The following is a 12,699-nucleotide window of genomic DNA, read 5'->3' as shown; positions in this document are numbered from 1 at the left end:
GTCCTGAAATGAAACCAGCGCGTTCATTGGTTTATAAAATGGAAAGAAGAGGAACAACTCTTGTGTAACAAAGTATTCAAGGAGGAATTTCTTTTGATTACCCATCAATTATATATCAATGGTGAATATACCGAATCCAGCGGGAATGAATGGTTGGATATTTTGAACCCATCTACTGAAGAAGTTATCTCACGTACACCAAAAGGAACAAAAGAAGACGTGGATCGTGCTGTTCAAGCAGCCTTTGAGGCCCAAAAAGGCTGGGAACACACTCCCAATATTGAAAGAGGTAAGATTGTGCGTGAATTAGGAGATCAGATGGAAGAGAATCGGGCTACATTCATTGAGCTTCTTCAGCAGGAGCAGGGGAAAGATTATGAACTGGCCAGCGGTGAAGTCGACCTGGCGATAGATTTTTTCCGTTATATGTCGGAATGGGCACGCCGTATTGAAGGAGATGTCGTACCGAGTGACCGTCCGAATGAGCACATCTATATCCATAAAAAACCAATCGGTGTTGTAGCAGGAATTGTGCCTTGGAACTTCCCTGTGTTTATATTAGCGAGAAAAGTAGCTACAGCTTTAGTTACAGGCTGCACGATTGTGTTAAAGCCGAGTCAGCAGACTCCAAATACAGCTATGGAATTTACAAAGCTGATCGATAAAATGGATGAGCTGCCAAAAGGGGTCTATAATGTAGTGACAGGTACGGGCTCTGAAATTGGAAACGCACTGGCTTCCCACAAAAACGTAGCGATGATTTCTATGACAGGAAGTGTCGCAGCAGGTACGAAAGTGATGGAAGCAGCCGCTCAAAATATTACAAAAGTTAACCTGGAACTTGGAGGTAAAGCGCCGGCGATTGTTACAGCCAATGCGGATTTAGACGTTGCGGTTGAAAGCATTCAGACTTCCCGCCTTGCGAACAACGGCCAAGCCTGCACGAATGCGGAGAGAGTGTACGTCCATGAAAGCATTGCGGATGAGTTTGTGGACCGCTTAAGAGAATCATTTGAACAGCTGAAAATAGGGGATCCAAATGAGAATAAAGACGTCGATGTCGGCCCGCTTGTCAGCCAGGACCGTTTAGAAGAAGTAGAAAGTATGGTGGAAGAAGCGGTAGGAGCAGGTGCTGTGGTCGTTACTGGCGGAGAGCGTGCTGATGTGGAAAAAGGTTATTTCTACAAACCGACGATTATAAAAAATGTCGAACAGGATTCTCCGATTATGCAGGAAGAAATATTCGGTCCTGTTATTCCGATCACTACGTATAAGACGCTGGATGAAGCGATTGAAAAAGGCAATGATACGGAATTTGGACTTTCCTCATCGGTTTATACAGATGACTTAAATGAAGCGATGCGCGTAGTAGACGAGCTAAAATTTGGAGAAACGTTTGTAAACCGTGAGAATTTTGAGGCCGTACAAGGATATCATGCCGGCATGCGCAAGTCAGGACTTGGCGGTACCGACGGAAAATACGGTATGGAAGATTTCCTCGCCACTCAGGTTGTTTATATGCAGTTTAAAAAAGATAAGCAATAAAACAATCCCCTCCTTTAATAGGAGGGGATTACATATTACCGGTTATCAATAGTTTCCGGATACATATCGTGATTCATCATCCGGTAGTCGGCCATTTTTTCGTATTTCGTTCCCGGTTTTCCATAGTTGCAGTAAGGGTCAATGGAGATGCCGCCTCTAGGCGTGAATTTACCCCATACTTCAATGTAGCGCGGATCCATTAATTCAATAAGATCGTTCATCATAGTATTCACGCTGTCTTCGTGGAAATCCCCGTGGTTGCGGAAGCTGAAAAGGTAAAGTTTTAGTGATTTACTTTCTACCATTTTGACATCAGGGATGTAGCTGATATAGATTGTCGCAAAATCGGGCTGGCCTGTTTTAGGACATAACGTCGTAAACTCAGGACAGTTGAATTTTACAAAGTAATCACGGTTTGGGTGCTGGTTGTCGAATGTTTCTAATGCTGCTGGGTTATATTCAAATGAATATTCATTGTTCTGACTGCCCAAAAGGGTTAAGTCAGTTAATTGGTCGTCTTTGCGGCCTGGCATGTTCATTCCTCCTGTTATTAAAAAATGGGGCAGGTTTGATTGAAAGTGAGCAGATTCAAAGCCCATTTAGAGTGCAAGTAAATCCAATAAAAAACCGCCTCCCTAAGGAAGCGGTGAATCTTGCGTTTCGCTTTTAGCCTTAGTTTTTTATAGAGGGTTTATTGCTAAGAACCTCTTTTGTATGAGCAAGTTCATTATAGGTAGTAGAACGTGTAAAAGTCAATCACAGAGGGTGGAATAAGAACTAATTATGTAAAAAATTAGTTCTTTCACTTTAAAAGTGAAGCGTTTTCTACTAAAATAAGAAGTAATTCACGAAATATTTCGAATAAAATTGTAGAAAACAGCTCTGTATTTGTAGAATAAGCAGGGCTATTTTCAGGATTTGTGAGAAACCGTTTACAAAAATCTTATATGAGGTGATTCAATGGATATGCAGCCAATCACAGCAAGAGCGGGAAAACACAACTTAGAAAATTATGAAGAAATGTACAAGAACTTTAAATGGGATGAAGTCAAAACGGAATTCAGCTGGAGTGAGACAGGGAAAGTCAACATTGCTTATGAAGCAGTAGATAAGCATGCCGAGAATCCGGACAAAAAGGATCAGGCGGCCCTGATTTATACAGCTCCTAATCGTGAAGAAGTGTTAACATTTGACCAATTGAAGCGTCAAAGTAATCAATTTGCTAACGTATTAAAGAAACATGATGTAAAAAAAGGCGACCGTGTCTTTTTATTTATGCATAGAAGCCCGGAGTTTTACGCTTCCTTCCTTGGAATATTAAAAACTGGTGCTATCGCCGGTCCGCTGTTTGAAGCATTTATGGAGCAGGCCGTCCGTGACCGCCTTGAAGACAGTGAGGCCAGCGTACTTATTACGACTCCGGATTTATTAGAGCGTGTCCCTCAGGAAGAGCTTCCTAACTTAGAGAAAATCATCCTTGTCGGTGCGTCTGATCCAGGAAAGCACATCAGCTATGATGAAGAGATGGCGTTTGCATCTGAAGAATTTGAGATTGAGTGGGTAGATCTTGAAGATGGAATGCTTCTGCACTATACGTCAGGCTCTACAGGTAAGCCAAAAGGGGTTTATCATGTCCACAATGCGATGCTGCAGCACTACCAGACAGGTAAATGGGTGCTGGATTTAAAAGAAGATGATGTGTACTGGTGTACAGCTGACCCAGGATGGGTAACTGGAACTAGTTATGGAATATTTGCTCCTTGGCTTAATGGTGTCACTAACGTGGTTCGCGGAGGACGCTTCAGCCCGGATGATTGGTATGGCACAATTGCCAATCAGAAGGTAAGCGTATGGTACTCTGCCCCGACAGCATTTAGAAAAATGCTGAGCGCCGGAGAAGAAACGGCTAAGCAGCATGATCTGTCCTCCTTAAGACACATTCTTAGCGTCGGAGAGCCGCTTAATCCGGAAGTTATTACTTGGGGGCTTAAAGCCTTTGATTTGAGAATTCATGATACGTGGTGGATGACAGAGACAGGCGGTATGCTGATCTGTAACTATCCAGCTGTAGATATCCGACCTGGTTCTATGGGTAAACCTTTCCCTGGAATTGTAGCGTCGATCGTAGATAATGAAGGAAATGAACTTCCTGCCAATCAGATGGGGAACCTGGCGATTCGTGAAGGCTGGCCTTCCATGATGAGAGCCGTTTGGAACAACCCTGGTAAATACGAAAGCTATTTCATTAATGGCTGGTATGTATCTGGTGACAGCGCCTATAAAGATGAAGAAGGGTATTTCTGGTTCCAGGGTCGTTTAGATGATGTAATTAACACATCCGGTGAGCGAGTCGGCCCATTTGAAGTCGAAAGTAAGCTGATTGAACATGAAGCCGTTGCTGAAGCTGGTGTAATCGGGAAGCCTGACCCTGAAAGAGGGGAAATCATCAAAGCGTTCATTACGCTTCGTGATGGATATAGCGAGTCAGATGAACTTCTCGAAGAAATTCGCCAGTTCGTGAAAAAAGGATTGAGTGCTCACGCAGCGCCGCGGGAAATTGAAATTAGGGATACGATTCCTAAAACACGAAGCGGTAAGATTATGCGTCGTCTCCTCAAGTCCTGGGAGCTTGGGCTGCCGACAGGAGATACATCTACACTCGAAGAATAAGACTAAGCGCACAGCTTCTTACGCTGTGCGCTTTCTTTTTGTCTAGGAAATTATAAAATTCCAAGCTGTGGATATATGTGTTTAAAAGAGCAACATCCAGCTCCAGCGCCCAGACACTCGCGTCATAAGTAATCCGGCCTGCTAAAAGGGAAGGCCGCCTTCCTCCGGCCGTTTTGCTTATGCGTTTCGTGTCTACCAGGGCACTTTAAGCCTTTGTTCTGTCGTTTCACGTGAAACATATCGCGATTATCCTATCCCTCGTTTGTGCTAATATAGAAATTACATAGGAAAAAGCTGCGCTAGACATCAGGATTTTGAACATAATAGAAGGAGCAGCGCCAAAAGGAAGTGAAGAACTTGTCGAAACCATTATACGACGTCATTGGGATTGGGATTGGTCCATATAATTTAGGACTGGCCGCATTATTGGATCAGACCGACTTAAAAGGAATATTTTTTGATGAAACTCCAGAATTCAACTGGCACCCGGGAATGCTTATCGAAAAGATGGACTTACAGGTGCCGTTTATTGCCGATTTAGCTACATTTGCAGACCCTAAAAGCCCTTATACATTTATGAACTACTTATATGAACATAATCGGATGTTTCCTTTTTTCTTTCATCAGCATTTTAAAATTCCGCGACAGGAATACAACGATTACCTACAGTGGGTCGCCGGACAGCTGGATGACATTTATTTCCATCATCAGGTCATTGATGTGATTGATCATCCGGAAGCTTTTTATGAAGTGGTTACGAAAGAGATCGATACGGGAAGAAGAAAAAGCCATTTTGCTAAGCACGTGGTCATGGGAACAGGAAGCAAACCGCTTATTCTTGATGGAATGGATGGCCTGCCAGAAGAAGATGTCATTCACACGAGCCGTTATATGTATGAAAGGGAACAGCTGCTTCACGCAAAAGATGTAACCGTGGTAGGTTCCGGGCAGAGTGCGTTAGAAATATTATTAGATTTGTTAGAAGAACAAAGACGTAATGATATGAAACTGACGCTGCTTTCAAGAACAGGCGGGCTGTTTCAACTGGATCAGGCGAAGTTTGCCCAGGAGTTTTTCACCCCGGAATATGTCGATTATTATCATTCATTAAGCTTTGAGCAGAGGCAGAAAAACCTGGAGACGCTTGGCGCACTGCGAAAAGGAATTGACCCTGATACCCTGACCCGTCTTTATACGAACTTGTACCACAAAACCGCCGGAGGACAGGACAGCCGCGTGACGATTAATCCTATGACCGAGGTGAAATCGATCGAGAAAAGCAGCAGCGGGTATAAGCTTCACTGTGAACAATGGCAGGAGGAACTGGAATATACGTATCAGACGGAGAAAGTGATTTTGGCGACTGGGTATAAGCCGCATATCCCTGAATGGTTTATGGAACGATTTAAAGACAAGATCGAATGGGATGATGAAAAAGCGTATAAAGTCACCCGTGATTACCAGCTCGTTTTTAAAGAACCGCGCAGCCGCCACTTTTTCACACTGACGAATCTCGTTCCTTCTCATGGAGCAGGGGCAACGAATTTAGGATTATCTGTTCAGCGGAATGTGCATATTATTAATACGATTGCTGGTAAAGAGTTGTACAAAAACCAGGAGCAGACCGCATTTCAGACTTTTTCTATGCAAAATTACACGTAAAAGGTGGCCGTATTGAAATGTTTAATTTTGCCACATGGGGGAACATAACTTCTGTGACTTTATTAAACAAATCAATCAAGGAGTGGTACCGATATGAGTAAGATTGCATGTGTTATGACTTCCATGTTTGAAGATGTAGAGTATACTCAGCCTGCCGACGCTTTTTCAACACAAGGCCATGAAATAACTACTATTGAATGGGAAGCGGGTAAAGAAGTTAAAGGTAAACAGGGAGAAACAACTGTAACGATTGATAAATCCATTGATGATGTACAGCCGCAGGATTTTGATGCGCTGTTTATTCCAGGTGGATTCTCTCCGGATCAGCTGCGCGGGGATGAGAAATTTGTTAAATTTGCAAAGCACTTTATGGATGAGAAAAAGCCTGTATTTGCTATCTGTCACGGACCACAACTGTTAATTACAGCAAAAACATTAGAAGGCCGTACAGCCACCGGCTTCAAATCGATTGCTGTCGATATGGAGTATGCCGGAGTGAACTTTAAAGACGAGGAAGTTGTCGTATGCGGGGATCAGCTTGTCACAAGCCGCCAGCCTGATGATCTTCCAGCCTTTAACAGTGAAGCTCTAAAACTGTTAAATAAATAAAGCTGTCCTATCCTATAAGGAAGAAAGCCGCTAAGGATCAGCCTCCTTGGCGGCTTTTGTTTATAGAGTAAAGTTCAACTATAATATAATTATTACGAGTTTTAGCAGGGGTGTTATCGATGATTGTAAACGAGCAGGAGAACCACTTTTTAATGATTGCTCAGCATGATCATGCATTGGTTTCCGGAGAGATCGTCCTTCACTGGAGGAATAAGTTCTTGCTTCGTTCTAAACTGCGTGAAGAAGCTGACTGGGCGATTTCCCAGCATGACCGGGCGTGGATTCCTCTGGATCAATCGCCGTTATGGAATGATGAGAAGCAGCGGCCTTATTCCTTTGTCGATTATCCAGTCGAAGAAAAATTGAAGGCTTATCAGCAGGGGATTCAAGAAGTCGCTGATCGGTCTTATTATGCAGGGATTTTGTGCAGCAATCACTATCAGTCGTTTTTTTCAAAAGACAGTGACGACCCATTGGTTCTTCGTTTTCTTAAAGAAGAAGAAGAGCGGTGCCGCAAACTGGCTAAAAAGATGAAGATGGAGGTCCCGCCGGATATTTATCAGCTCCACTTTGATCGGCTTCAGTTTTGTGATGATATATCTCTTTATGTGTGTATGCAGGAGCCCGGTATTGATAAAGAAGATGAAATCAAATGGTTTAAAAATGGATTCCGCCAGAAATTTGATGGAGCTCCAAACGGAATTATGCCTAAATGGCCGGATCCAATGCACGTAACACTCGATCCATTTCCATTTGAGCATCCGTTTAATGTACGCATCCCATACCGCCTGGTCAACAAAGAAGATATTAAAAACAAAGGCCTTACCGATGCTTACCAGGAAGCAGACGTCCATGAGCGGGAAGTAAGGTTTATTCCCGAGTAAGATAAAAAGACAGCCCTGGTATAAAAGGCTGTCTTTTTAAGTTTACTCATTTTTTACGATATTGAATTGGCTGTTTAAAAGTTCCCAGTTTTGCGGGAAGGAGAGCCCGAGCTTCCAGTAGCTAATGCCTTTTAAATTCAATTCCCTGATTAAATCAAACTTCGCCTGAATCGAACGGGCATCTTCAAACCATACTTCATGCTCTTTTCCTTCTCCATCGGTGTATGTGAAAAACGGGGCTTGAGCTTTCTGGTCATAAGAGATCGCTACATTATTTTCACGTGCGATTTGAATGGCTTGCTGAGGACTGATGGCTCTTGCGAATTCGCCCCCTGGTACAAAAGGCAAGGTCCAGTCGTAGCCATATAAATTCTGGCCGAGTAAGATTTTTTCAGGCGGTATAACGGTCACGGCATAGTCGACGACTTTTCGTACCTGATCAATTGGAGAAACAGCCATTGGAGGACCGCCGCTGTAGCCCCACTCATATGTCATTAATACAACAAAGTCTACGATCTCCCCGTGTGCTGCGTAATCGTGGGCTTCATACCACTGCCCCACCTGTTCGCCGCTCGTTTTAGGGGCCAGGGCCGTAGATAAAAGCAGTCCTTCGCTTGAAAGCCGCTGTTTCGCTTTTCTTAAAAATTGATTATAATTTTCTCCTAAGTCAGCGGGCAGGAATTCAAGGTCAAAGTGAATGTCGAGAAACCCGACCTGCTTGGCTGTCTGGACAATATTGTCGAGCAGGTTGTTCTGGAACTGTTCATCGGTTAAAATCTGCCGGCCGAGCTCATCACTGAAACCTTCATCTGTTAAGTTAGTGACCACCATCATTAAAGCCGCTCCGTTAGCCTGTGCAATTTGTTTGAAATCATCGAGTGGAGGCGCCTGCAGGGAAGCATCTGTTTGAATCCGGTAACTAAAAGGAGCCAAGTAACTTAAATAAGGAGCCCTTCTTTGAGCCGCTGTCTGCAAGGCTTCTGAAACTTCCCCTCCAAAAGGCTCGATATAGGCATTTGTGGTAATATCGGTCTTAGGAGCCTGTGGAATATAAAGTCTGAAACCGACAGGCAGTACAGCTCCCGGCTGCAGCTGATTCACCTGGATCAGCTGTTCCACAGTGGTGCCGAATCTTCTTGCAACCTCGAATAAGCTGTCACCGGGCTGAACAAAATAAAACTGGCCGATAATCGGAATGACGAGCGCCTGGCCAATGACTAAATTGCCGGGGGTCTCCAGCTCGTTTGCTTCAATAATACTATTTGGTGTCGTTTCATATAGGTTAGCAATGGAATAAACAGATTCACCCTGTGCGACTACATGGATCTGCATGTAAGACACTCCTTCCTCAACTATAATGAATATATGAAACGTCTCCGTTCATTTATACGAAATCGATGAAAAAAGGGAGGAGGATTTTATGAAAGAAAAAGATCAATCTTATATGAAATTAGCGATAGAAGAAGCCAAAAAGGCCCAGGCGATCGGTGAAGTTCCCATTGGAGCGGTGATTGTACATAATGATGAAGTCATTGCCAGCGGGTATAACCTGAGAGAATCTTCCCAGCTGGCCTCATCCCATGCAGAATTTATAGCGATTGAAAAAGCAAATCGGGCGATCGGAAGCTGGAGGCTTGAAGACTGCACGTTATATGTGACGCTTGAACCTTGCCCGATGTGTGCGGGGGCGATTGTTCAATCACGGATTCCAAGAGTGGTGTATGGGGCCGCGGATCCTAAAGCCGGCTGTGCCGGGACGTTAATGAATTTGCTTGTAGAAGAGCGGTTTAACCACCAGTGCGACGTGACCGCCGGAGTAATGGAGGAAGAATGCGGCGGATTGCTGACTTCTTTTTTCAAAGAACTGAGGGAAAAGAAGAAAAGGAAATGAAATGGTAATTATTTATAAAATCTTATGATTGCATTTTTCGATAAAACTCGCTATACTTAGAAATACCGTGCTAAGCGGGGAATTAGCGGTGCCCTGTACTCGCAATCCGCTACAGCGAGGCCGAATTCCCACTCGAGGTGAATCGATTTCGAGGTCTGCCTCATGAGAGTGGTGTTGACACTCAGGTCCTGCGCAACGAGAACCAGTGAACCCTGTCAGATCCGGAAGGAAGCAGCAGTAAGCTGACCATCTCGTGTGCCGCGGGAGTGCCTGGGTCGAGCCATGAACATGAGTAACGCTCGGGGTCGATTCATCGACAGTGGGTGCACGGTATACATATGAGAAGTGAGAACCGTTATGACTTTCGTTCATAGCGGTTCTTTTTTATAGGTTCTGTTATGTAATCCTGGTGATTGGTATGGAATTCGTCTCTTTTAAGCTCAATCAATGAAAATTAACAGAGTCTTTCTTATGGTTCACTCCATTCCTACATTCGGTTATAATAGATGAGAGACTAAAAAGGGAGAGCGGTTGTATGAGCTATCAAGCACTTTATCGTGTTTGGCGCCCGAGAAATTTTGAAGATGTCGTAGGCCAGACCCATATTACCCGTACATTGCAAAACGCAATGGAACAAGACAAGTTCTCACATGCTTATTTGTTCTCCGGGCCTCGCGGTACCGGTAAAACGAGTGCGGCGAAAATCTTTGCCAAAGCCGTAAACTGTGAGAAGGCGCCCGTCAAGGAGCCATGCAACGAATGCTCGGCTTGTCTTGGAATCCAGGATGGCAGCATTTCGGATGTCATTGAAATTGATGCGGCTTCCAATAATGGTGTCGAGCAAATACGGGAAATTAGAGACAAAGTAAAATATGCCCCTAGTGCTGTTTCTTATAAAGTGTACATTATCGATGAAGTACATATGCTTTCCATGGGAGCTTTTAATGCCCTTTTAAAAACATTAGAAGAACCCCCGAAGCATGTGATTTTCATTTTAGCAACGACAGAGCCGCACAAAATTCCGCTGACGATCATTTCTCGATGCCAGCGATTTGATTTTAAACGAATCACCCAGCAGGCCATGGTCGATCGGATGGAAAAAATCATGGCAGCTGAAGAAATAAATGTTGCCAGAGAAGCATTGGAAATCGTAGCTCTCTCCGCAGAGGGGGGAATGCGTGACGCTTTAAGCCTTTTAGACCAGGCAATCTCTTACAGTGAAGATGAGGTTAGCGTTGAAGATGTACTGGCCGTCACTGGTTCGGTTTCTCAAGCGAAACTGTCGGAAGTCATCCAGGCTTTAAATGGCCAGAGAGTTAATGACGCTTTGTCGGCGATCGATGAATTAATTCAGCAGGGTAAAGATCCAGGAAGGTTTGTATTTGATCTTATCTACTACTTGCGGGATCTGCTTTTATTCCAAAGTGCTCCTGACCTGGAACATCATTTAGAGCGTGCGATCCCTGATGAAATGTTAAGGAGTTTAGCAGAAGAGCTCAAGGCTTCATGGATTCAGCAGACGATCCGTGAGTTAAATAAGTGCCAGCAGGAAATGAAATGGACAACCAGTCCAAAAGTGTTTATTGAAATCGCCATTTTAAATATTGCCGATACCCAGCCGGCTTCATCAGGCGGAGCCGATTCTGAAGCTGTTAAGCAGCTGTCGCAAAAACTTTCACAGCTCGAACAGGAATTAGCTAGGCTAAAAGCAAACCCGCCGGCTGCTCAAGGTTCCGCAGATCAGGAACCACCGAAGCAGAAGCGTACACCTGCAAGATCGGGAAGAAACGGGTATAATGTTCCGTATGAACGGATTCGCATTGTGTTAAGTGAAGCTTCTAAAGAGGATCTCGTCCAAGTGCAGAATCAGTGGCCGAACTTCATGGAGCGGTTGAAACAAACAAACGCTCCCGCGCATGCTACGCTGTTAAACAGCAAACCAAGTGCTGCATCCCCGCAGGCTTTAATTTTAGCGTTCCGTTACGATATTCACTGTTCTTTAGCGCTTGAACATCAGCAGACGATTGAACCGCTGCTCGCGGAATTCATAGGAAAGCCGCTGACGATCATTCCGATTCCATTTGAAAAATGGCAGGAGCTGCGTGAAGAATATGTAAGAAAACAAAAAAATAATAAAGATCAAGAAGGAGAATCATCTGCAGCTGAGGAAGAAGGAGAAGAAGATCCTTTAATCTCAGAAGCGAGAAAGCTGGCCGGTGACGATCTAATTGAAATTCAAGATTAAGGTAGATAATTAAAGGAGGAATTTACCATGCGTGGTGGAGGAAACATGAACAATATGATGAAACAAATGCAGAAAATGCAGAAGAAAATGATGAAGGCTCAGGAAGAGCTTTATGAAATGACATTTGAAGCTACAGCCGGAGGCGGAATGGTTAAGGTTACCGCAAACGGGAAAAAAGAAATTACAGATGTTGAAATCAACGAAGAAGTAGTAGATCCAGATGATGTGGAAATGCTTCAGGATTTGATTATAACAGCGACGAACGATGTTATTCGTCAAGTAGACGATAAAACTAATGATACTATGGGACAATTCACGAAAGGTATGCCTGGAGGAATGTTCTAGGAGGAATTTTCATGTATTACCCGGAACCAATATCAAAGCTGATTGATAGTTTTACAAAGCTGCCAGGGATCGGACCTAAAACAGCTGTCCGCCTGGCTTTTTTTGTTCTCGAGATGGAAGAGGACGATGTATTAGAATTTGGCAGATCGCTCGTTAATGCCAAACGGGAGTTAACCCACTGTTCGAATTGCGGTCATATTACCGACCAGGATCCCTGCTCGATCTGCCAGGATGAATCACGCGACCAGAGCATCATCTGTGTCGTTCAGGATCCTAAAGATGTCATCGCCATGGAGAAAATGAAAGAATTCAGCGGGAAGTACCATGTCCTGCATGGGGCGATTTCTCCAATGGACGGCATCGGACCTGAAGATATCAATGTAGCAAGCTTAATTAACCGGTTAAAAGACGAAGAGGTTGAAGAACTGATTCTGGCGACGAACCCGAATATAGAAGGGGAAGCTACAGCGATGTACATTTCCCGGCTGGTGAAGCCGTCAGGAATCCGAATGACGAGGATCGCTCATGGTCTTCCAGTCGGCGGAGATTTGGAATATGCGGATGAGGTTACTTTATCGAAAGCCCTGGAAGGTCGACGAGATTTATAAAAAGGGTGATGGGCCGTGTTAACGAAGAGGAAGTCCAAGAAGAAATCTTTAGACCAGCAGCTCTTAATGGATATAAAAAAGTTAAAGCATGACTGGGAGACGCTTGAAAATATTATTGAACATAGTATTGAACCCAGTGAAGAAGGCCTGCTTGATTTGTCATTGGCTAAAGCGAAGTATTTTTATTTGCTGAGGGAAGCCAGATATAGAAAGATTAATGCACTTTCCTGAAGAATAAGA

The 12,699-nt window shown here is 44.0% G+C and carries 12 protein-coding genes, 1 other RNA gene and 1 riboswitch; of the genes, 11 read left to right on the top strand and 2 right to left on the bottom strand.

Annotation, left to right across the window (positions count from 1 at the left end; translation table 11 throughout):
• Positions 1-93 precede the first annotated feature (93 nt).
• Positions 94-1,545 carry an aldehyde dehydrogenase gene (aldA, locus tag HUS26_RS16040; protein ID WP_173918052.1) on the top strand — a complete coding sequence of 484 codons (1,452 nt, stop codon included), beginning with the start codon at positions 94-96 and terminating at the stop codon, positions 1,543-1,545.
• A 35-nt stretch (positions 1,546-1,580) separates the two neighbouring features.
• On the opposite strand, the gene queF is transcribed toward aldA, so the two are convergent.
• Positions 1,581-2,078 carry a preQ(1) synthase gene (gene queF, locus HUS26_RS16035; protein ID WP_173918051.1) on the bottom strand — a complete coding sequence of 166 codons (498 nt, stop codon included), beginning with the start codon at positions 2,076-2,078 and terminating at the stop codon, positions 1,581-1,583.
• Between the two features lie 133 nt (positions 2,079-2,211).
• Positions 2,212-2,259: riboswitch (PreQ1 riboswitch) on the bottom strand.
• Between the two features lie 246 nt (positions 2,260-2,505).
• Here queF and acsA point away from each other — a divergent pair.
• The 4 genes from acsA (at position 2,506) to HUS26_RS16015 (ending at position 7,370) form a co-directional block, all read left to right on the top strand.
• Entirely contained in the window at positions 2,506-4,215 is a 1,710-nt protein-coding gene (acsA, locus tag HUS26_RS16030) for an acetate--CoA ligase (RefSeq protein WP_173918050.1), read from the top strand.
• Positions 4,216-4,572: 357 nt separating this feature from the next.
• Positions 4,573-5,877: a lysine N(6)-hydroxylase/L-ornithine N(5)-oxygenase family protein gene (locus HUS26_RS16025; RefSeq protein ID WP_173918049.1), complete on the top strand. Its 1,305-nt coding sequence runs from the start codon at positions 4,573-4,575 to the stop codon at positions 5,875-5,877.
• A 93-nt stretch (positions 5,878-5,970) separates the two neighbouring features.
• Entirely contained in the window at positions 5,971-6,486 is a 516-nt protein-coding gene (locus HUS26_RS16020; protein ID WP_173918048.1) for a type 1 glutamine amidotransferase domain-containing protein, read from the top strand.
• Positions 6,487-6,605: 119 nt separating this feature from the next.
• The gene (locus tag HUS26_RS16015) at positions 6,606-7,370 is read left to right on the top strand and encodes a DUF3891 family protein (RefSeq protein WP_173918047.1); all 765 of its coding nucleotides are present in this window, start codon (positions 6,606-6,608) and stop codon (positions 7,368-7,370) included.
• Positions 7,371-7,412: 42 nt separating this feature from the next.
• On the opposite strand, the gene HUS26_RS16010 is transcribed toward HUS26_RS16015, so the two are convergent.
• Positions 7,413-8,702, bottom strand: a complete 1,290-nt coding sequence (locus HUS26_RS16010; protein WP_173918046.1) for a LysM peptidoglycan-binding domain-containing protein — start codon at positions 8,700-8,702, stop codon at positions 7,413-7,415.
• An 88-nt stretch (positions 8,703-8,790) separates the two neighbouring features.
• On the opposite strand from HUS26_RS16010, the gene tadA reads away from it, so the two are divergent.
• The 6 genes from tadA to HUS26_RS15980 all read left to right on the top strand — a co-directional run bounded on the left by tadA (position 8,791) and on the right by HUS26_RS15980 (position 12,690).
• Complete coding sequence (tadA, locus tag HUS26_RS16005; protein WP_173918045.1) at positions 8,791-9,261, top strand: tRNA adenosine(34) deaminase TadA; 471 nt, start codon at positions 8,791-8,793, stop codon at positions 9,259-9,261.
• A gap of 65 nt (positions 9,262-9,326) precedes the next feature.
• Positions 9,327-9,592, top strand: an RNA gene (gene ffs, locus HUS26_RS16000) — signal recognition particle sRNA large type.
• Positions 9,593-9,796: 204 nt separating this feature from the next.
• Positions 9,797-11,506, top strand: a complete 1,710-nt coding sequence (dnaX, locus tag HUS26_RS15995; RefSeq protein ID WP_173918044.1) for a DNA polymerase III subunit gamma/tau — start codon at positions 9,797-9,799, stop codon at positions 11,504-11,506.
• A gap of 27 nt (positions 11,507-11,533) precedes the next feature.
• Positions 11,534-11,851 (top strand): YbaB/EbfC family nucleoid-associated protein, encoded by a 318-nt coding sequence (locus HUS26_RS15990; RefSeq protein ID WP_173918043.1) that lies wholly within the window; start codon positions 11,534-11,536, stop codon positions 11,849-11,851.
• Between the two features lie 11 nt (positions 11,852-11,862).
• Positions 11,863-12,459, top strand: a complete 597-nt coding sequence (gene recR, locus HUS26_RS15985) for a recombination mediator RecR (protein ID WP_173918042.1) — start codon at positions 11,863-11,865, stop codon at positions 12,457-12,459.
• A gap of 15 nt (positions 12,460-12,474) precedes the next feature.
• On the top strand, positions 12,475-12,690 hold the full coding sequence (locus HUS26_RS15980; RefSeq protein ID WP_173918041.1) for a YaaL family protein: 216 nt from the start codon (positions 12,475-12,477) through the stop codon (positions 12,688-12,690).
• Positions 12,691-12,699: the final 9 nt, after the last annotated feature.

Origin of the sequence: Halobacillus sp. Marseille-Q1614 (assembly GCF_902809865.1) — a bacterium.
GTDB lineage: Bacteria > Bacillota > Bacilli > Bacillales > Halobacillaceae > Halobacillus_A.
The sequence above is the reverse complement of the archived record's forward strand: the minus strand, read 5'-3'. Positions and strand labels throughout refer to the sequence as shown.